The 18383-nt window shown below is 68.2% G+C and carries 17 protein-coding genes; 5 read left to right on the forward strand and 12 right to left on the reverse strand.

All coding sequences use genetic code 11. From position 1 onward, the window contains the following. Positions 1-8: 8 nt before the first annotated feature. From ACAM42_RS04775 to ACAM42_RS04800, 6 genes are all read right to left on the reverse strand, one after another. Entirely contained in the window at positions 9-209 is a 201-nt protein-coding gene (locus tag ACAM42_RS04775; protein ID WP_082818265.1) for a hypothetical protein, read from the reverse strand. A gap of 193 nt (positions 210-402) precedes the next feature. Further along, positions 403-1791, reverse strand: a complete 1389-nt coding sequence (locus tag ACAM42_RS04780; protein ID WP_070060101.1) for a sigma 54-interacting transcriptional regulator — start codon at positions 1789-1791, stop codon at positions 403-405. Next, a complete protein-coding gene (locus tag ACAM42_RS04785; RefSeq protein ID WP_240531305.1) occupies positions 1788-2396 on the reverse strand; it encodes a hypothetical protein in 609 nt (202 codons plus the stop codon). Before ACAM42_RS04785 ends, ACAM42_RS04780 begins: the two co-directional genes overlap by 4 nt. A gap of 84 nt (positions 2397-2480) precedes the next feature. Continuing rightward, positions 2481-3908 carry a sensor histidine kinase KdpD gene (locus ACAM42_RS04790; protein WP_062477875.1) on the reverse strand — a complete coding sequence of 476 codons (1428 nt, stop codon included), beginning with the start codon at positions 3906-3908 and terminating at the stop codon, positions 2481-2483. Continuing rightward, entirely contained in the window at positions 3908-5266 is a 1359-nt protein-coding gene (gene miaB, locus ACAM42_RS04795; RefSeq protein WP_369631269.1) for a tRNA (N6-isopentenyl adenosine(37)-C2)-methylthiotransferase MiaB, read from the reverse strand. Before miaB ends, ACAM42_RS04790 begins: the two co-directional genes overlap by 1 nt. An 89-nt stretch (positions 5267-5355) precedes the next feature. Beyond that, positions 5356-5814 (reverse strand): hypothetical protein, encoded by a 459-nt coding sequence (locus tag ACAM42_RS04800; RefSeq protein ID WP_369631270.1) that lies wholly within the window; start codon positions 5812-5814, stop codon positions 5356-5358. A gap of 253 nt (positions 5815-6067) precedes the next feature. On the opposite strand from ACAM42_RS04800, the gene ACAM42_RS04805 reads away from it, so the two are divergent. Together ACAM42_RS04805 and ACAM42_RS04810 are read left to right on the forward strand one after the other, a co-directional pair. Beyond that, positions 6068-7213, forward strand: a complete 1146-nt coding sequence (locus ACAM42_RS04805) for an efflux RND transporter periplasmic adaptor subunit (protein ID WP_369632721.1) — start codon at positions 6068-6070, stop codon at positions 7211-7213. Then, positions 7210-10371, forward strand: a complete 3162-nt coding sequence (locus ACAM42_RS04810; protein ID WP_369631271.1) for an efflux RND transporter permease subunit — start codon at positions 7210-7212, stop codon at positions 10369-10371. The genes ACAM42_RS04805 and ACAM42_RS04810 overlap by 4 nt, the downstream gene beginning before the upstream one ends. A 264-nt stretch (positions 10372-10635) precedes the next feature. Here the strand turns inward: ACAM42_RS04810 and ACAM42_RS04815 are convergent, their stop codons facing one another. The 6 genes from ACAM42_RS04815 to ACAM42_RS04840 all read right to left on the reverse strand — a co-directional run bounded on the left by ACAM42_RS04815 (position 10636) and on the right by ACAM42_RS04840 (position 14876). Continuing rightward, positions 10636-11328 carry a Crp/Fnr family transcriptional regulator gene (locus ACAM42_RS04815; protein ID WP_159273897.1) on the reverse strand — a complete coding sequence of 231 codons (693 nt, stop codon included), beginning with the start codon at positions 11326-11328 and terminating at the stop codon, positions 10636-10638. Positions 11329-11373: 45 nt separating this feature from the next. Further along, on the reverse strand, positions 11374-12024 hold the full coding sequence (locus ACAM42_RS04820) for a histidine phosphatase family protein (RefSeq protein ID WP_369631272.1): 651 nt from the start codon (positions 12022-12024) through the stop codon (positions 11374-11376). A gap of 22 nt (positions 12025-12046) precedes the next feature. Continuing rightward, positions 12047-12643 carry a DUF4136 domain-containing protein gene (locus tag ACAM42_RS04825; RefSeq protein ID WP_369631273.1) on the reverse strand — a complete coding sequence of 199 codons (597 nt, stop codon included), beginning with the start codon at positions 12641-12643 and terminating at the stop codon, positions 12047-12049. 73 nt (positions 12644-12716) lie between these two features. Further along, positions 12717-13646 (reverse strand): tRNA 2-thiocytidine(32) synthetase TtcA, encoded by a 930-nt coding sequence (gene ttcA, locus ACAM42_RS04830; protein WP_062477895.1) that lies wholly within the window; start codon positions 13644-13646, stop codon positions 12717-12719. 52 nt (positions 13647-13698) lie between these two features. Further along, positions 13699-14076, reverse strand: coding sequence for a dihydroneopterin aldolase (locus tag ACAM42_RS04835; RefSeq protein WP_056576172.1), 378 nt, complete (start codon positions 14074-14076; stop codon positions 13699-13701). A gap of 14 nt (positions 14077-14090) precedes the next feature. Beyond that, on the reverse strand, positions 14091-14876 hold the full coding sequence (locus ACAM42_RS04840) for an SDR family oxidoreductase (RefSeq protein ID WP_369631274.1): 786 nt from the start codon (positions 14874-14876) through the stop codon (positions 14091-14093). A gap of 42 nt (positions 14877-14918) precedes the next feature. On the opposite strand from ACAM42_RS04840, the gene ACAM42_RS04845 reads away from it, so the two are divergent. From ACAM42_RS04845 to ACAM42_RS04855, 3 genes are all read left to right on the forward strand, one after another. Beyond that, complete coding sequence (locus ACAM42_RS04845; RefSeq protein ID WP_369631275.1) at positions 14919-16031, forward strand: class I SAM-dependent methyltransferase; 1113 nt, start codon at positions 14919-14921, stop codon at positions 16029-16031. A 411-nt stretch (positions 16032-16442) separates the two neighbouring features. Then, entirely contained in the window at positions 16443-17342 is a 900-nt protein-coding gene (locus ACAM42_RS04850) for a TauD/TfdA dioxygenase family protein (protein ID WP_369631276.1), read from the forward strand. A 30-nt stretch (positions 17343-17372) separates the two neighbouring features. Further along, complete coding sequence (locus ACAM42_RS04855; RefSeq protein ID WP_369631277.1) at positions 17373-18383, forward strand: ABC transporter substrate-binding protein; 1011 nt, start codon at positions 17373-17375, stop codon at positions 18381-18383.

Below are 18383 nucleotides of genomic sequence, written 5' to 3' on the forward strand. Positions count from 1 at the left end.
CGGTTCATTCACCAACGTTGCTTGTCGAGGGGGGTGTCGCCAATGGCCGGAAGGCGCTTGAAGACGCAGTCCGTGGCGGCGCCGCCGACGCCGGAGAGCGCGGTCAGCGAATGGCCCGCGGCACGGGGCCGCGAGGAGGAAAACTGCTTTTGACGCAGGCCGTCGCGCTGCGGACGCAGTGCGAAAGATGGGCTGGTAAGTGCTGTCATGCCAGTACAGGGGCAAACCCTGTGCCAGCCTGGAAAAACGCTTTCAAATCAACGACTTGGCGCGATTCGAAACCGTTTTCCGTGGGGGAGGGGCCTGTCGGGCCCCCGAAACCCCCATTTTTGTCGCCGAATCCCGACAAGCCGGGGAGGCCCTCGGGAAACAGCCTTTCAAATCAACGACTTAGGCCTGTCGCTACTCGGCGACAGGGTCGCCACCGGGAGCGACAACGTCGGCCTTGAAGTTGCCCGGCGTGAGCTCGTGCTTCTGCAGCAGGCGGTAGAACTCGGTGCGGTTGCGGTCGGCCAGGCGGGCGGCGTCGGCCACGTTGCCGTCGGTCAGCTTGAGCAGGCCGACGAGGTAGTCGCGCTCGAAACGCTGCTTGGCCTCGGCATAGGTGAGCACCTCCACGCTCGGCACGCGCAGCGCGCGCTGCACCAGCGCCAGCGGGATCAGCGGCGAGCCCGACAGCGCGCAGACCTGCTCCACCACGTTGTAGAGCTGGCGCACGTTGCCCGGCCACGCGGCGGTGGTGAGCGCCTTCAGCGCCTCGGGCGCGAAGCCCGACAGCCGCTTGCCGTACTTGGTCGACAGCTTCTGCAGGAAGTGGTTGGCCAGCAGCGGAATGTCTTCGCGCCGCGCCGACAGCGGCGGCAGCGTGAGCGTCACCACGTTCAGGCGGTAATAGAGGTCTTCGCGGAACTGGCCGGCTTCCATCGCGGCGTCCAGGTCGCGGTGGGTGGCCGAGACGATGCGCACGTCGACCTCGATCGACTGGCTCGCGCCCAGCGGGCGCACCGCGCGCTCCTGCAGCACGCGCAGCAGCTTGACCTGCAGCGCGGGTGGCATGTCCCCGATTTCGTCGAGCAGCAGCGTGCCGCCGTCGGCCTGCTGGAACAGGCCCTTGTGGTTCGCGTGGGCGTCGGTGAAGGCGCCCTTCATGTGGCCGAACAGTTCCGACTCGAGCAGCGCCTCGGGAATGGCGCCGCAGTTGACCGCCACGAAGGGCTTGTCGGCGCGCGCGCTGGCCTTGTGGATGGCGCGCGCCAGCAGCTCCTTGCCGGCGCCGGAGTCGCCGCGCAGCAGCACGGAGGCGTCCGACTTGGCGACCATGCGCGCCTCGGCCAGCAGCTCGGCCATGCGGTTGCTGCGGCTCACGATTTCCGAACGCCAGCTGTCGTCGCCGGTCTTGCTCGGCGTGGTGGTCGGCGCGCCGAGCGCCAATGCCTGCGCGATCTTCTCGAGCAGCTCGCGCGCGTCGTAGGGCTTGGTGAGGTAGGTGAACACGCCCCGCGCCGTGGCTTCGACCGCGTCGGGAATGGTGCCGTGCGCGGTCAGCAGGATCACCGGCAGCGTCGGGTGGCGCTTGCGGATCTCGTCGAACAGCTGCAGGCCGTCGCGCCCGGGCAGGCGCACGTCGCTGAGCACCAGCTGCGGGTGCTCGATCTCGAGCTGCGTGAGCGCGGTCTCGGCCGAGGTGACGGCCGTGACCTGGTAGCCCGCCGACACCAGCCGCATCGAGAGCAGCCGCAGCATGTCCGGGTCGTCGTCGACCACGAGGAGGCGGGCACCAGCTGTACTCATGGGTTGGATCTGCTTCCGTTGGAGGGCGTGGGGGCCGGCGTGTTCGGCCGGGCGAAGCTGCGCTCGATGGCGCGCAGCGCCTCGATGCGCTCGTTGAGCTGGTCGATGCGGCGCTGGCTGTCGCGCAGCTGCTGCACCTGCTTGTCGCGGTCGTCCTCGACGCGGCGCTGCTCGACATAGCGTGCGGCCAGCGCCCGTGCGAGCGGATGCAGCGGCTGCGCCTCGGGCGCGGGGTTGGCGATCACACGCTGCAGCAGGCCCAGCGCGCGCGCCAGGTCGGCCGGCACGCGGGTCTGTGCGAGCAGGATCGCCAGCTGCATCTGCGCCGCGGGCGTTTCGCCCTGTTCGCCGACGCGCGCAATTTCCGCGCTCAGGTCGGCGCCGCCCAGCGGGCGCACCTTGTCGGCATAGGCCAGCATGGTCGCGACGGGGCCCTGCGTGAGCTGCGTGAAGAGCGAGGCCGGCTGCGTGGCCGGCGCGCGGGGCTCAGCCTCGACCGGCACGACGCGCGGCGCGGCCACGGGCGGCGGCAGCGCGTCGGCTTCGGCCGGCGGCTTGGGCTGGGAGGCGCAGGCTGCCAGCAGCAGGGCGCATGGCACGGCCATGGCCCCGGCGAAGGTGGATCTGCGGACGAACGAAAGGAACATGGGTCGAAAAAGCGCGGGGCGGTGTGGGTGGGGTGTCCGGGGTCAGGTCGTGCGCGGCAGTTCGATGCGAAAGCGTGCACCGGGGCCGTCCGGCAGCAGGGCGATGCGGCCCCCATGGGCTGCAATGTACTCCTGCACGATGGAAAGTCCGATGCCGGTGCCTTTCACCGTGTGCTCGGGCTGGCGCTCGCCGCGGAAGAAGGGTTCGAAGATGCGGTCGCGGTCGCCCACGGCGATGCCGGGGCCGGCGTCGCACACGTCGATGTGCACCGCCTCGGGCGTGCCCGACACGGCCAGCGTGATGACGCCGCCGGCGGCCGAGAAGCGGATTGCGTTCGACAGCAGGTTGGCGATGGCGGTGCCGAGCTTGGTGCGGTCGACCGTGAGGGCGATCGGCTCGCCCTCGGCGCGCACGCGCAGGCCGTGTGCCTGCCACTGCAGGCGCTGGGCCTCGATCTGCTCCTCGATCAGCGGCAGCAGCTCGGTGCGTTCGCGGCGCAGCTCGCGCGCCTCGAAGGCGGCGGCGTTGAAGCGCAGCAGCGCCTCGATCTGGTTCTGCAGCGACACGGTGTTCTGCTGCAGAATCTGCGCCACCTCGAGCTGCGCCGGGTTCAGCGGGCCGGTCACGCCGTCCTCGAGCAGCGACACGCCTTCGCGCAGCGCCGCCAGCGGCGTCTTCAGTTCGTGCGACACGTGGCGCAGGAAGCGCGCCTTGTCGGCGTCGAGTTCGGTCAGGCGCAGGCGCAGCCATTCGAGCTGCTGCGACACGCGCCGCACGTCGGCCGGGCCGCGGATGTCGATCGGTTCGTCGAGCCGGTTCTGGCCCAGGCCGACGATGGCGTTCTCGAGCCGCTTGAAGGGGCGCGCCAGCCAGATGCCGAAGGCCAGCGCCAGCGACACGGCCAGCACGCTGGCGGCCACCACCTCGCGCATCAGCCGGCGGCGCGCGTTCTCGATGCGCTTGGCCAGCGCGTCGTTCTGCGTTTCGATCAGGAACTGCGCCTGCTGGGCGATGTTGGTGTTCAGCGCGTCGAGTTCGCGGAACTGCATCGCCATCGTGCTTTCGCGCGCCAGGGCGCTGTCGGGGCTGCCGCCGAGCAGCCCTTCGATCACGCCGAGCTGGCTGCGCCACATGTCGATGCCGGCGGCGGGCAGGCCGTTGCGCTCCAGGCGCTCCAGCACCTGGTGGGCCTCGCGCGCTGCCTCGTCGAAGCGGCGGCGCAGCACGGCGTCGTTGAGCACCAGCGACTGGCGTCCCGCGCGCTCCATGGCCGCGCTGCGCTCGGCCAGCGACTGCGAGGCGCCCGACAGGCGCAGCGCGCGCGCGGCGGCGTCGCGGCTTTGCGTGACGAGCGCGTCGTACTGCAGCACCGAGCGCAGCGCCACGCCCACCAGCAGCGCGGTGATCAGCAGGAAGGCAAACAGCAGGAGCTGCTGGAACGAGCCCCGGACGGACGGTCGCTTCGCCATCAGTGGGCGAGCGCCGTGGCGGCAGCCAGGGCCGATTCGCGCGTGACCACTTCGCCGCGCAGCGTGTAGGCCAGCGAGCGGGTGATGCGCAGGTCGGCCATCTGGCCCACGAGGCGGGCGTCGCCTTCGAAATTGACGACGCGGTTGCAGGCGGTGCGGCCCATGAGTTCGTTGGCGTCCTTGCGCGAGGCGCCCTCGACCAGCACGCGCTGCGTGCTGCCCACCAGCGCATCGCCGAAGCGGCGCACGTTGCCGTCGATCACGCGCTGCAGCGTCTGCAGGCGCGCCAGCTTCACCTCGTGCGGCGTGTCGTCCTGCAGCGCGGCGGCCGGCGTGCCAGGGCGCGGGCTGAAGATGAAGCTGAAGCTGTTGTCGAACTGGCAGTCGTCGATGAGCTTCATCATCTTGTCGAAGTCGGCGTCGGTCTCGCCGGGGAAGCCGACGATGAAGTCGCTGGACAGGGCCAGGTCGGGGCGGATGGCGCGCAGCTTGCGCACCGTGCTCTTGTATTCCATGGCCGTGTAGCCGCGCTTCATGGCCATGAGGATGCGGTCGCTGCCGTGCTGCACCGGCAGGTGCAAATGCGAGACGAGCTGCGGCACCTTGGCGTAGGCCTCGATGAGCCGGGGCGTGAACTCGTTCGGGTGGCTGGTGGTGTAGCGGATGCGCTCGATGCCGGGGATCTCGGCCACGTACTCGATGAGCAGCGCGAAGTCGGCGATTTCGGCCGTGTCGCCCATCTTGCCGCGGTAGGCGTTCACGTTCTGGCCCAGCAGCGTGATCTCGCGCACGCCCTGGTCGGCCAGGCCGGCGATCTCGACCAGCACGTCGTCCAGGGGGCGGTTCACTTCCTCGCCGCGGGTGTAGGGCACCACGCAGTAGCTGCAGTATTTGGAGCAGCCTTCCATGATCGACACGAAGGCGGTCGCGCCTTCCACGCGCGCGGGCGGCAGGTGGTCGAACTTCTCGATCTCGGGGAAGCTGATGTCCACCTGCGGGCGGTCCAGCCGCTCGCGGTCGTTCAGCATCTCGGGCAGTCGGTGCAGCGTCTGCGGGCCGAACACGATGTCGACGTAGGGCGCGCGCGCGATGATGGCTTGGCCTTCCTGGCTCGCCACGCAACCGCCCACGCCGATCTTCACGCCCTTGGCCTTCAGGTGCTTCACGCGGCCGAGGTCGGAGAACACCTTCTCTTGCGCCTTCTCGCGCACCGAGCAGGTGTTGAACAGGATGAGGTCGGCCTCGTCCACGTTCTGCGTGGGCTCGTAGCCCTGCGCGGCGTGGAGCACGTCGGCCATCTTGTCCGAGTCGTACTCGTTCATCTGGCAGCCGAAGGTCTTGATGAATACTTTTTTCATGGGGAGCTCTCTGTGCCCTTCGCAAAGAGGAAGGGCTGCGAGGCGCGCGTGGCGCCCGCGGATTTTTGCTTGCTTGCGGCCCAGCCGCGTTACTGCGTGTTCAGCGTGTCGTTCGAGGTGAACGGCCAGATGTTCAGGAACGGCTTGTTCAGCGATTCGCGGCTGGCCATGGCCTCGTCGGGCGTCAGGATCCAGACCTCGCGCAGCAGCCCGGCGGCGTCGCGCGTGTAGTTCACGAGGTACTTCTGGCCGATGATCGCGCCGGGCATCACCAGCATGTTCTGCGGGCTGCGGATGCGCGCGCCGGCGCCCAGGCGGTCGGCCCGGCCGTCGAGCTCGACGTCGGGGGCGCTGGTCACCATGAACTTGCCGCGCAGCGTGCCGATGGGGAAGTTGCGCCCGCCATTGAGCGACTCGTTCTGGGTCTGCGGACGGGGCACCTCGTCCTGGGCGCTGGCGTGGAGGGAGAAAAGACCTGCGGCGCCGGCAAGGGCTGCGCAAAGGGCGAGGGAGGTGAGTGTTTTCGTGGGTGTCTTGCAGCGGTTCATGGGGTATATCCAGAGGCTGTGGACCGGCGATTTTAGCGAGGGGGTGTTTTCCCTCATACCGGGTGCAGCGGGTGGTGCGGGGGCTTTGCGTCGGCCTGCTTTACATTTCTTTACGGCGCCCGTGAACACCGTGCGTCGGCCACTGCTCCAATAGCTGCTGTCAGCCCAAAGTGCACAAGAACCCATGAAGAAATCTGCCGCCTTCGCCCTCGCGGGCGTGTTGATCGTAGCCGTCGCAGGCGGCTGGTGGCGCATGTCGGGCGATCGGCCGGCCGCAAAAGATGCCAAGTCCGCGAACGCCGGGCCTCCCGCCGCGCTGGTCACGCTGGCCACGGCCGAGAAGCAGGACGTGCCGGTCACGGTGCAGGTCAACGGCAGCGTGGTGTCACTCAACAGCGTCGACCTGCGTCCGCAGGTCACCAACACCGTGAGCGCGGTGCACGTCAAGGAAGGCCAGTTCGTGAAAGCAGGGCAGCTGCTCTTCACGCTGGACGACCGCAACGACCAGGCCAACCTGGCCCGCGCCCGGGCCCAGCAGCAGAAGGACGAGGCCACCATGGCCGACCTGGAGCGCCAGTACAAGCGCAGCCAGGACCTGGTGGCGCAGAACTTCATCGCCAAGAGCGCGGCCGACGCCACGCTGTCGCAGCTCCAGGCGCAGCGCGCCGCCGTGGCGGCCGACCGCGCGGCCGTGCAGTCGGCGCAGGTGGCGCTGGGCTACGCCACGTTGCGCGCGCCCATCGCGGGGCGCATCGGCGCCGTCAACATCTACCCGGGCACGCTGGTGCAACCCACGCTGTCGCTGGTCACCATCACCCAGCTCGACCCCATCGCCGTGAGCTTCCCCGTGCCCGAAGGCAACCTGCAGGACCTGCTGGCCGCGGCGCGCACGCGCGCCAAGGTCGAGGCGCTGGTCGCGGGCCGGCGCGAGCCGCTGTTCGGCACGCTCGACTTCGTCGACAACACGGTCGATCCGCAGATCGGCACCGTGCGCGCCAAGGCTGTGTTCGCCAACGCCGACCAGAGCCTGTGGCCCGGCCAGTTCGTCAACACGCGCATCACGGTGCGCATGCTCGACGGCGTCACCGTGGTGCCGGCCGCGGCGCTCATGATGCTGTCCGACGGCGCTACGCTGTACGTGGTCGATGCCGAGCGCAACGCGGCGCGCCGCCAGGTCAAGGTGCTCCACACCTTCGGCACCAAGGTGGCCGTGAGCGGCGTGACGCCCGGCGAGCAGGTCGTGATCGAAGGCAGCCAGAACGTGCGCCCGGGTGGCAAGGTGCGCATCGACGTGAAGGCGCCGGCCGGACCGGGCGGGGCGCCTGCCAACGGCACCACGGGCGTCACGCCCGGCAGCGCGGCTTCGTCGGACATCCAGCCTGCGCGAGAACGGGCATGAACATCTCCGAGCTCTGCATCCGCCGTCCGGCGATGACGGTGCTGCTGTCGGCGGCCGTCGTGGTCATCGGCATCTTTGCGTACTTCAGCATCCCGGTGGCGGCGCTGCCCAGCTACAACACGCCGGTCATCAACGTCAACGCGCAGCTGCCGGGCGCCAGCCCCGACACCATGGCGAGTTCGGTCGCGCTGCCGCTCGAAAAGCAGTTCTCGACCATCCCCGGCCTGCAGACCATCAGCTCGGTGAACACCCAGGGCGTGACCTCGCTCACGCTCGAATTCGTCAGCAGCCGCGACATCGACGCCGCTGCCGTCGACGTGCAGGCCGCGCTGCTGCGCGCCCAGCGCCAGCTGCCGCAAGAACTGACGCAGCTGCCTTCGTACCGCAAGGTGAACCCGGCCGACGCGCCGGTGCTGTTCATCGCGTTGATCTCGCCGTCGATGAACCCGTCGGAGCTCAACGACTACGCCGAGAACCTGATTTCGCCCACGCTCTCGACCATCGACGGCGTGGCGCAGGTGGGTGTGTACGGGCGCAAGGCCTTCGCGGTGCGCATCAAGGCCAACGCCGACCTGCTCAACGCGCGCAACATCACGCTCGACGAGCTGGCCAAGGCCGTGAACTCGGCCAACGCCAACACCCCGGTCGGCACGCTCGACGGCCCGCGCCAGACGCTCACCATCCAGGCCAACCGCCAGCTCATGAAGGCGGCCGACTTCGCCAAGCTGATCATCGCGCAGCGCAACGGCGCGCCGGTGCGGCTGGACGAAGTGGCCACGCTCGAGGACAGCTTCGAGTCGGTCAAGACCGCCAGCAGCTTCAACGGGCAAGACTCCATCTCGCTGGCCGTGCAGCGCCAGCCCAACGCCAACACCGTGCAGGTGGTGGACGCAGTGCGTGCGCTCATCCCGCGCTTCAAGGCCGAGCTGCCGCAGTCGGTCGAGATCCACATGGTCAACGACCGCTCGATCTCCATCCGCGAGGCGGTGCACGACGTGCAGCTCACGCTGCTGGGCACCATCGCGCTGGTGGTGCTGGTGATCTTCCTGTTCCTGCACCGGCTGGTGGCCACGCTGATTCCGGCGGCCACCATCCCGATCTCGCTGATCGGCGCGGTGGCGCTGCTGTATGCCTTCGGCTACAGCCTGGACAACGTCTCGCTGCTGGGCATCACGCTGGCCGTGGGCCTGGTGGTGGACGACGCCATCGTGGTGCTCGAGAACATCATGCGCTACGTCGAGAAGGGCATGGAGCCGATGGCCGCCGCGCTGCGCGGCGCGCGCGAGGTGGGCTTCACCATCGTGTCGATCTCGATCTCGCTGGTGGCCGTGTTCATCCCGATCTTCTTCATGCCCGGCGTGATCGGCCTGCTGTTCCACGAGTTCGCCGTGGTGGTGGCGCTGGCGGTGCTGGTGTCGGCCGTGGTGTCGCTCACGCTGGTGCCCATGCTCGCGAGCCGGCTGCTCAAGCATGTGCCGCGCAAGGCCGGCGCGCTCGACCACGAAGAAGAGCACCCCGAGCCCGGCACGGCGATCGGCCGTGCCTTCGAACGCGGCTACCGCGCGGTGCACGGCGGCTACATGCGCACGCTCGACTGGACGCTCGGGCACCGCGCGCTGATGCTGGTCATGGCGGGGCTGACCTTCGTGGTCACGGCCTGGCTCTTCATCAGCATTCCCAAGGGCTTCTTCCCCGAGGAAGACATCGGCCAGATCCAGATCACCACCGAGGCGGCCGAAGACATTTCGTTCACCGCCATGAAGGCGCTGCAGGACCGCGTGGCCGCCGCGCTCAAGGCCGACCCGAGCGTGGACTACGTGAGCTCCTTCGTCGGCGTGGGCGGCCCGACCGCCACGCAGAACTCGGGCCGGCTGTTCGCGGTGCTCAAGCCGCGCAGCGAGCGCCCCAAGATGGCCAAGGTGCTCGAGTCGCTGCGCCAGCGCTTCCGCGAGATCCCGGGCATTGCCGTGTACATGCAGCCGGTGCAGAACCTGCGCCTGGGCGGGCGCCAGAGCAAGGCGCGCTTCCAGTACACGCTGCAGAGCGTCAATGCCGGCGAGATGGTGCCGTGGTCGACCAGGCTCATGGAGCGCATGCGCGCCGACCCCGACTTCCGCGACGTGACCAGCGACTCGCAGAACCGTGGCCTGCAGGCCACGCTGGAGATCGACCGCGACAAGGCCGGCGTGCTCGGCGTGGCCGTGGGCGACTTGCGCACCGCGCTGTACAACGCCTACGGCGACCGCCAGATCGGCAGCATCTACGGCGCCAGCAACACCTACCAGGTGATCCTGTCGGCGGCCGACAGCGACCGCCAGTTCGAGGAAGACGTGGCGCGCCTGTCGGTGCGCAGCACCACCGGCAAGCTGGTGCCGCTGTCGGCCTTCTCGACCGTCAAGCGCACTGTGGGCCCGACCTCGGTCAACCACCAGGGCCAGCTGCAGGCGGTGACGGTGTCGTTCAACCTCGGCCCCGACGTGCCGCTGGGCAACGCGACCGCGAAGATCGACCGCTTCAAGGACGAGCTGAAGATGCCGCAGTCGATCATCACGACCTACGGCGGCGACGCGGCGGTGTTCCAGAGCTCGCAGTCGAGCCAGGCCGTGCTGCTGGTGCTCGCGGTGCTGGTCATCTATGTGCTGCTGGGCGTGCTGTACGAGAGCTACATCCACCCCCTCACCATCCTGGCGGGCCTGCCCTCGGCGGCGGTGGGGGCGCTCATCTCGCTGAAGCTCTTCGGCTTCGACCTCACGCTGATCGCGACCATCGGCATCCTGCTGCTGATCGGCATCGTGAAGAAGAACGCGATCATGATGATCGACTTCGCCCTCGACGCGCAGCGCACCGAAGGCATGAAGCCGGTCGATGCGATCCGCGAGGCCTGCCGGCTGCGCTTCCGCCCGATCCTGATGACCACGCTGGCCGCGCTGATGGGTGCGCTGCCGCTCGCGCTGGGCCTGGGCGCCGGCGCCGAGCTGCGCCAGCCGCTGGGCGTGGCGGTGGTGGGCGGGCTGATCTTCTCGCAGGTGATCACGCTGTACATCACGCCCGCGATCTACCTGGCGCTCGACCGCTACAGCGGCAGCGGGCCGATGGTGGAGCTGCCGGGCGAGGCGAAGGCCGAGGCTGCGGCGGGGCACGCGGCCTCGCACGCCTGAGGGCGATTCAAATCACGCGCCTGACGGCGATTCAAAAGATGCCGGATGGCGATGAGCGTGAGCCACCCGGCCAGGAAGGACTTGTGCAGTCCCGCGTTGCGCCACACCCGGACCATCGCCCATTGAAGGCGCTCCGGCCTCTCTCCTCAACGGCTCTCTCCATTCCCTCCGCCGCTGCTCTTCCCATGTGTGTGACGGGATGAATGATCGCGAGGGGGTGAGGGTGTCGACGGTATCCAGCGATACAGGACGTGGGCTTTTTCCTTACGGTGTCGCGTCGCGGAAACGATGCAGGGCCGGCGCATTCGGAATGCTGACCTGCCGGGCCCGCGTTTCAATGAGCCCTTCTCTCGCCAGCGCATTCAACGTGCGCGTGACCGTGACGCGGCTCAAGGCCGTCATGGCGCCGATCTGCTCGTGCGTCAGATCCACGGTGAGTTGTTTCGGTGCCTGCGCCGATGGCGGGCGTGCCACCCGCAGAAGCAAGTCGATGACCCGCTCCTTCGGCGCCGCCGAGGCCACCCCGGCCAGCTTGGCGACGATCATGTGGTTCTTGAAGCCGAGCAGCTGGATCAACGAGGTCGCGAGTTCGGGCAGCGCCGAAAACTGCTGCGCGACATCCGCCGGGCGATAGCGGCTGAGGAGGGCCGGCGCGACCGCCCGGGTCGTCGTCGGCCGGGGGCTGTCGGCAAACGCCGGGCCTTCGCCGAAGATCGCACCCGGCCCGAAGATCTCGAGCAGGAACTCCGAGCCGTTGCTTCGGTGGATCGTGGAATGCACGAAGCCCGATCGCAAGAGATAGAAGTAGTCGTGCCGTTCGCCTTCGCGCGCAATGGTGTCGCCGGCCTCCAGGGTGACGAAACTTCCCAGGTGCGTGGCGTCGATCCACGGCGCGGACAGCGACTGGGAGGCATCCCAGCTGGCGTAGGCCGAGGGCGTGGGGTTCGTTCTTTTCATGGGAGCGTCTTGCCCGGGGCGAAGAGAGGCAAGCGGCCCATCGTGCTAGGTCGTGGTCTCGTCCAGCGGCGAGTCCGTCGCCAGGTGGGCGATGTCGCTCCAGCCGACGAGGCTGAAGCCCTCGGGCGTCCACAGCATGCGGTTGATGGCCGCGTTGCCGAGCTGCCAGGTGCGCGGCGCCTGCAGCTCCTGGCGCGTGGCGGCGCGGTAGAGCACGTCCATCACGCCGCCGTGGGCCACCAGCACCACCAGCTGGCCCGGGTGGCGCGCGGCGATGGCCGAGGCGGTGCCGGTCACGCGGTCGCGAAAGGTCAGCAGGCTCTCGCCGCCGCCTTCGGGCTCGAACTCGGGGTCGCGCTCGCGCCAGCGGCGGGCGTCCTCGGGCAGCGTGGCCTCGATCTCGGCGAAGCTCATGCCCTCGAAGCGGCCGAAGGCGCGCTCGCGCAGGCCCAGGTCGGGCTGCACGGCGAGGCCGTGGGGCTCGGCGATGGCCTGGGCGGTCTGCCAGGCGCGCGAGAGGTCGCTGGCGTAGACCGCCGCGATCGGCTCGTCGGCCAGCGCCTGCCCGGCGCGCTGCGCCTGCCAGAGGCCGGTGGCATTGAGGCCGATGTCGAGGTGGCCCTGGATGCGGGTGTCGACGTTCCAGGCGGTCTCGCCGTGGCGCACGGCGATCAGGCGGGTGAGATTGGCTTCCATCCGTCCGAATTCTAGAAGTGCGTCATTTTTTGGCGGCCGGCGCGAGCTCGATGTTCACGCGGCGCTCGCCGGGCGGCGGGTTCGGAAAGCCCTGCAGCGCGGCCTCGAACATCACCGGCAGGATCGCCGCGCTCGAGCTGTAGGGACCGTCGTTGCGCGCGCGGGTCTCGTACACCACGCGGTGGCTGCCGCCCGCCTCGCGCAGCACGAGGCTCACCTCGCGCTGGTACCAGGGGTTGGCCGGCGGCGTGAACATCGGGCCGCCGTACCAGCCGCTGCCATACCAGCGGTGGCCGTAGTAGCCGCCGTAGCCGTAGCCCCATGGGCCGGGCCCGTACAGCCACGGATCGGCCCAGGGCGACAGCGCCGCCGTGACGCGCGCGCCGATCTGCGCCGTGTACTGCGGCCTTGTGTCGTCGCGGCGCAGGCCGACCTTGTCGAGCGCGGCCGCGGCCATGGCCTCCAGGCCTTCCTGGCGCGCCGTGTCGGCCTGCTGCGAAGGCAGGCGCTCGAAGCGGTAGGTGGCACCGGGCGGCACGGTCGTGCCCGGCGTGGCAAAGCTCTTGACGTTGCTGTCGACCACCCAGGAGGTGGCGCAGCCGCTCAGGGTTGCTACCAAAAATAGAGCTGAAAACGCACGATACATAAGGGTCTCCGGGCCAAATGCCCTAAATTCCCCTGGGTTGCCCGAGTCAGCCCTGGACGATGCGCAAGGCGGAGGGTGCCTGGGAGAGCAGGTCGAAAGCGGGCGTGTCGAAGGCCTTGTCGCCGTTCTCGTCGGCCACGCCCGTCGCCTTCAGACCCTGGAAGTCGTGCAGCGTTCCGTCCAGCAGGTGCGAAGGCACGACGTTTTGCAGTGCGGTGAACATGTTCTCGACGCGGCCGGGGTACTTCTTGTCCCACTCGCGCAGCATCTCGCCGACCTGCTTGCGCTGAAGGTTCTCCTGGCTGCCGCACAGCGTGCAGGGAATGATCGGGAACTCGCGGTGCTGCGCCCAGCGCACCGTGTCCTTTTCGGCCACGTAGGCCAGGGGGCGGATCACGATGTGCTTGCCGTCGTCGCTCACCAGCTTGGGCGGCATGCTCTTGAGCTTGCCGCCGAAGAACATGTTGAGGAAGAAGGTCTGCAGCATGTCGTCGCGGTGGTGGCCCAGCGCGACCTTGGTGGCGCCCAGCTCGTCGGCCACGCGGTACAGGATGCCGCGGCGCAGCCGGCTGCACAGGCCGCAGGTGGTCTTGCCCTCGGGGATGACGCGCTTGACGATGCTGTAGGTGTCCTGGTTCTCGATGTGGAAGGCCACGCCGAGCTCGCTCAGGTACTTGGGCAGCACCTCTTCGGGGAAGCCGGGCTGTTTCTGGTCGAGGTTGACCGCGACGATGTCGAAGTGGATGGGCGCGCGCGCCTTCATCTTGAGCAGGATGTCGAGCAGCGCGTAGCTGTCCTTGCCGCCCGAGACGCACACCATGACCTTGTCGCCCTCTTCGATCATGTTGTAGTCGACGATGGCCTGGCCGACCTGGCGGCACAGGCGCTTCTCGAGCTTGTGCGTCTCGCGTTCGATCTTCAGCGAGTTGGAGGGCGCACCGGCTTCGGGCGTATCGTCGATCCAGACGGCGTTCATTGGGGGGCTACTTCGGGCAAATCAGGGGAAAGACCCCCGATTTTGCCTTGGATCACCATTCCCCGGCTTCGATGCGGATGGCGACTTCGCAGTCGTCGAAGATTTCGAGCTTGGCGATCTTCACGCGCACGCCCCGCACGCCGGGCAGTTGCAGCAGGCGCTGCGCGAGCTTGCCGATCAGGCTTTCGAGCAGGTTGACGTGCTCGGCGGTGCACTCGTCGATGATGATGCGGCGCACCTTGCGGTAGTCGAGCACGTGGAAGATGTCGTCGTCCTGCGGCAGCAGCGGCTGCGGGCCGAGGTTGAGCTCGGCGTCCACCAGGATCGGCTGCGGCGCGGTCTTTTCCTGCTCGAGGATGCCCAGGTTGGCGTCGAAGCGCAGGCCCTGGAGGGTGAGTGTCTGGTGGCCGTGCGGTGTGTTCGTGGACATGGTGGTGGTGCTCGTCACATGAGCGAGAAGTCGCGCTCGAATTTCATGAGGTGCTGGCCGCCGTCGACGAGCAGCGTGGTGCCGGTGATCGAGCTGTTTTCCAGCGCGAACTTCACGGTGGCGGTCACGTCGTCCGGCGTGGACGAGCGGCCCAGCGGCGACAGCTTGTGCAGCTGCGCGAACCTGTCATCGTCGAGCATGTGGCTCGCCAGCGTGAGGCCGGGGGCCACGCCCACCACGCGCACGCGCGGCGCGAGTGCCAGCGCCAGCATGGGGGTGGCGGCTTCGAGCGCGGCCTTGGAGAGCGTGTAGCTCAGGAAGTCGGGGTTCGGGTTCCACAGCTTCTGGTCGAGCAGGTGCACCACGGCGCCGCCGTGCGCGTCGCGCCGGGCCAGGTGGTCGTGCAGCGCCTGCGCCAGCAGGATGGCCGCGCCGGTGTTGCTGCGCGCGTGGCGCTCCATGAGCGCGTAGCTGAAGCTGGCGGCGTCGTCGTGTTCGAAGAGGGCGGCGCTGTGCACCACGGCATCGACGGCGCGAAAGCGCGCTGCCACGCGCGGCAGCAGGGCGCGCGTGGCCTGTTCGTCGGCCAGGTCGGCCTCGAACAGCGCCGAGTCGCCCGAGCGCGCGGCGCAGTCGGCCACGGTCTGCTCGGCTTCGGCGCGCGAGCTGCGGTAGTGCACCGCCACCTGCCAGCCGCCCGCCGCGAGCGCCAGCGCGATCTCGCGGCCCAGCCGGCGGCCCGCGCCCGTGACGAGGACGGTGCGGCGGCGATCGGGGGAGGAGGGTGGGATGGCGCTCATTCGGAGGAAGAAGACAGAAGACAGGAAGAGGACAATGGCGCCGTGACGACGCCAACGACAAACAGTTTACCCATCGCCCTCGACCATCTGATTGCCCGCTCCGTCGAACGTGCGGGCGGATGGATCGGCTTCGACCGCTTCATGGCCCTGGCCCTGTATGCGCCGGGGCTGGGCTACTACGCCAACACCTCGGCCAAGTTCGGCCACATGCCCTCGTCCGGCAGCGACTTCGTGACCGCGCCCGAGCTGACGCCGATGTTCGGCCACACGCTCGCGGTGCAGGTGCTCGAGGCGCTGGAGAAGACCGGTACCGACACGGTGTGGGAGTTCGGCGCGGGCTCGGGGGCGCTGGCGGTGCAGCTGCTGCATGCGCTGGGCGAGATGGGGCGCGGCGATGTGCGCTATCGCATCGTCGACCTGTCGGGCACCTTGCGTGAGCGGCAGCAGCAGGCGCTGGCGGGGTATGCGGGGCGGGTCGAATGGCTCGGCGAGCTGCCTGAGTCCATGCAGGGCGTGGTGGTCGGCAATGAAGTGCTCGATGCGATGCCGGTGCAGTTGCTGGCGCGGGTGAAGGGGGCTTGGTTCGAGCGGGGGGTGGTGAGGAATCCGGCGGGGGATGGGTGGACGTGGGCGGACCGGGCTACCGAGTTGAGGCCGCCGGTCGAGGTGCCTGGGGTGCACGACTACCTCACGGAGGTGCATCCGCAGGCGCAGGCTTTTATTGCGACGCTGGCGGACCGACTTGAGAAGGGGGCGGCTTTTCTCATCGACTACGGGTTTCCCGAGGGCGAGTACTACCACCCGCAACGGCACATGGGGACGGTGATGTGCCATCGGGGGCATCAGGCGGATGGCGATCCTCTGTCGGAGGTGGGGTACAAGGACATCACGGCGCATGTGGACTTCACGGGGATTGCTGTGGCGGGGCAGGAGGCGGGGCTTTCTGTTCTTGGCTACACGAGCCAGGCGCGGTTTCTTTTGAACTGCGGGATGTTGGGGTTGATGGAGCAAGGGACCGTGGCGCAGCGGGGGATGGCGGCTCGGTTGATTCATGAGCATGAGATGGGGGAGTTGTTCAAGGTGGTGGGGTTTGCTGTGGGCGAACCTTGGGACGCCGTCGGGTTCTCTGAAGGGGATCGGAGTCATACGCTCTGACTGTTTGGGTTTTGGCTGGGTGTTTGCTTCCCGAGGCCGGGACTCGCCCCGGCGGGCGACTTACTTTCTTTTGCTTCGCCAAAAGAAAGTAAGCAAAGAAAAGGCGACCCCACTGTCTGCGTCCCTCCGCTTCGCTGCGGGCAACCTGCGGTGCTCGCGTTTCGCGGGGTCTCGCCCAAACTCGCTTCGCTCAAACAAGGGCGAGCCCTGATCCGCGAAACGCTGCGCTCCTCGGCGCAGCCAGAGGGGCTTGGATACCGGGCGGGCCATCGCTGCGCTCGGCCACCATGGCGCCAAAGGCGCTGCGCGCTTTGGGCGACTGGGGCTTGTGCTTTCAACGGGGAAACTTGGTCATAAGCAAGCAACAAAGACTTCGTTGGGGAATGGGGGGCGCGCTTCTACATTCGCGGCATGACTGCCGTTCTTTCCCGCGCTACCTCCACCACAGAGGCTCCCGCGCAGCCCTTCGAGGTGCGGCCTTTCGATGCGCCTGTCGGTGCGGAGATCGTCGGGCTCGACATCGCTGAGCCGATCAACGCCGCCGACTTCCAACGCATTCACCGCGCGCACCTGGACCACCACGTGCTGGTCTTTCGCGACCAGCGCATCACGCCCGCGCAACACATCGACTTCAGCCGCCGCTTCGGGCCGCTCGAGATCCACGTGCTGCACCAGTTCCAGCTGAAGAACCACCCCGAGATCCTGATCGTCTCGAACATCAAGGAGAACGGCGAGCCGATCGGTCTCGGCGACGCGGGCGTGTACTGGCACTCCGACATTTCGTACAAGCCCAACCCCAGTCTGGGCTCGCTGCTGCACGCGCAAGAGCTGCCGAGTGAAGGCGGCGACACGCTGTTTGCCGACCAGCACCTGGCATGGGAGGCGCTGCCTGTCGAGCTGCAGCAGCGCATCCTGCCGCTGAAGGCGGAGCACAGCTACCTCGCGAAGTACGAGGAGCTGCGTGCGAAGAATCCGTGGCGGCCGAAGCTTTCACAAGCGCAGATCGATCAGGTCGCACCCGCCGTGCAGCCCGTGGTGCGCACGCACCCGGAGACGGGGCGCAAGGCGCTGTTCGTCAGCGAGCACTTCACGACACGCATCGTCGGCCTGCCGCAGGGCGAGAGCGACGCGCTGCTGGCCGAGCTGTTCGCGCACAGCGTGAAGCCCGAGTTCGTGTACCGCCACGCGTGGGCGCCGCACGACCTGGTGTTCTGGGACAACCGCTCGCTGATGCACCTCGCGGCAGGCACACCCGACCACCTGCGCCGCCGGCTCAACCGCACCACCATCGTGGGCGACACGCCTTTCTGATTTCCTCCTTTCTTTTTTCCGGACTTTCCAATGAACCGCTTCACCCGCCGCGCCGCCGCGCTCGTCACCGGCCTCGGCCTTCTCGCCGGCAGCCTGGCCGCGCAGGCCGAAGGGCAGATTCGCATCGCCGAGCAGTTCGGCATCGTCTACCTGTTGCTCAACGTGGCGCAGGAGCAGAAGCTGATCGAGAAGCACGCGAAGGCCGCAGGGGTCGATGCGAAGGTGGAGTGGGTCAAGCTCTCGGGCGGCTCGGCGGTGAACGACGCGCTGCTGTCGGGCAACATCGAGATTGCAGGCGCCGGCGTGGGGCCGCTGCTCACGCTGTGGGACCGCACCAAGGGCAAGCAGAACGTGAAGGGCGTGGCCTCGCTGGGCAACTTCCCGTACTACCTGGTGAGCAACAACCCGAACGTGAAGTCGATCGCCGACTTCACGGACAAGGACCGCATCGCGCTGCCCGCCGTGGGCGTGTCGGTGCAGTCGCGGGTGCTGCAGATCGCGTCGGCCAAGCTGTGGGGCGACAAGGAGTTCAATCGGCTCGACAAGATCAGCGTGGCGCTGCCGCACCCCGATGCGGCGGCGGCGATCATCAAGGGCGGCACGGAGATCACGGGGCACTTCGGCAACCCGCCGTTCCAGGAGCAGGAACTGGCGGGCAATCCGAACGCGCGCATCGTGCTGAACTCGTACCAGGTGCTGGGCGGGCCGTCGTCGGCCACGGTGCTGTACGCGACCGAGAAGTTCCGCAACGAGAACCCCAAGACCTACAAGGCGTTCGTCGATGCGCTCGACGAGGCGGCGAAGTTCGTCACGGCCAATCCCGAGAAGGCGGCCGACATCTACCTGAAGGTGAGCAACGCCAAGCTCGACCGCGAGCTGCTGCTGAAGATCATCAAGAACCCCGAGGTGCAGTTCAAGACCGCGCCGCAGAACACCTACGTGTTCGCGGAGTTCATGCACCGCGTGGGCGCGATCAAGAACAAGCCGGCGTCGGTGAAGGACTATTTCTTCGACGACGCGCACACGGCTTCGGGGAACTGA

The organism is Variovorax sp. V35 (assembly GCF_041154465.1).
Lineage (GTDB): Bacteria > Pseudomonadota > Gammaproteobacteria > Burkholderiales > Burkholderiaceae_C > Variovorax > Variovorax boronicumulans.

Coding starts and splice junctions, on each gene's coding strand:
- ACAM42_RS04775 (WP_082818265.1), bottom strand. CDS start 209: ATGACAGCACTTACCAGCCCATCTTTCGCACTGCGTCCGCAGCGCGAC.
- ACAM42_RS04780 (WP_070060101.1), bottom strand. CDS start 1,791: ATGAGTACAGCTGGTGCCCGCCTCCTCGTGGTCGACGACGACCCGGAC.
- ACAM42_RS04785 (WP_240531305.1), bottom strand. CDS start 2,396: ATGGCCGTGCCATGCGCCCTGCTGCTGGCAGCCTGCGCCTCCCAGCCC.
- ACAM42_RS04790 (WP_062477875.1), bottom strand. CDS start 3,908: ATGGCGAAGCGACCGTCCGTCCGGGGCTCGTTCCAGCAGCTCCTGCTG.
- miaB (WP_369631269.1), bottom strand. CDS start 5,266: ATGAAAAAAGTATTCATCAAGACCTTCGGCTGCCAGATGAACGAGTAC.
- ACAM42_RS04800 (WP_369631270.1), bottom strand. CDS start 5,814: ATGAACCGCTGCAAGACACCCACGAAAACACTCACCTCCCTCGCCCTT.
- ACAM42_RS04805 (WP_369632721.1), top strand. CDS start 6,068: ATGTCGGGCGATCGGCCGGCCGCAAAAGATGCCAAGTCCGCGAACGCC.
- ACAM42_RS04810 (WP_369631271.1), top strand. CDS start 7,210: ATGAACATCTCCGAGCTCTGCATCCGCCGTCCGGCGATGACGGTGCTG.
- ACAM42_RS04815 (WP_159273897.1), bottom strand. CDS start 11,328: ATGAAAAGAACGAACCCCACGCCCTCGGCCTACGCCAGCTGGGATGCC.
- ACAM42_RS04820 (WP_369631272.1), bottom strand. CDS start 12,024: ATGGAAGCCAATCTCACCCGCCTGATCGCCGTGCGCCACGGCGAGACC.
- ttcA (WP_062477895.1), bottom strand. CDS start 13,646: ATGAACGCCGTCTGGATCGACGATACGCCCGAAGCCGGTGCGCCCTCC.
- ACAM42_RS04835 (WP_056576172.1), bottom strand. CDS start 14,076: ATGTCCACGAACACACCGCACGGCCACCAGACACTCACCCTCCAGGGC.
- ACAM42_RS04840 (WP_369631274.1), bottom strand. CDS start 14,876: ATGAGCGCCATCCCACCCTCCTCCCCCGATCGCCGCCGCACCGTCCTC.
- ACAM42_RS04850 (WP_369631276.1), top strand. CDS start 16,443: ATGACTGCCGTTCTTTCCCGCGCTACCTCCACCACAGAGGCTCCCGCG.
- ACAM42_RS04855 (WP_369631277.1), top strand. CDS start 17,373: ATGAACCGCTTCACCCGCCGCGCCGCCGCGCTCGTCACCGGCCTCGGC.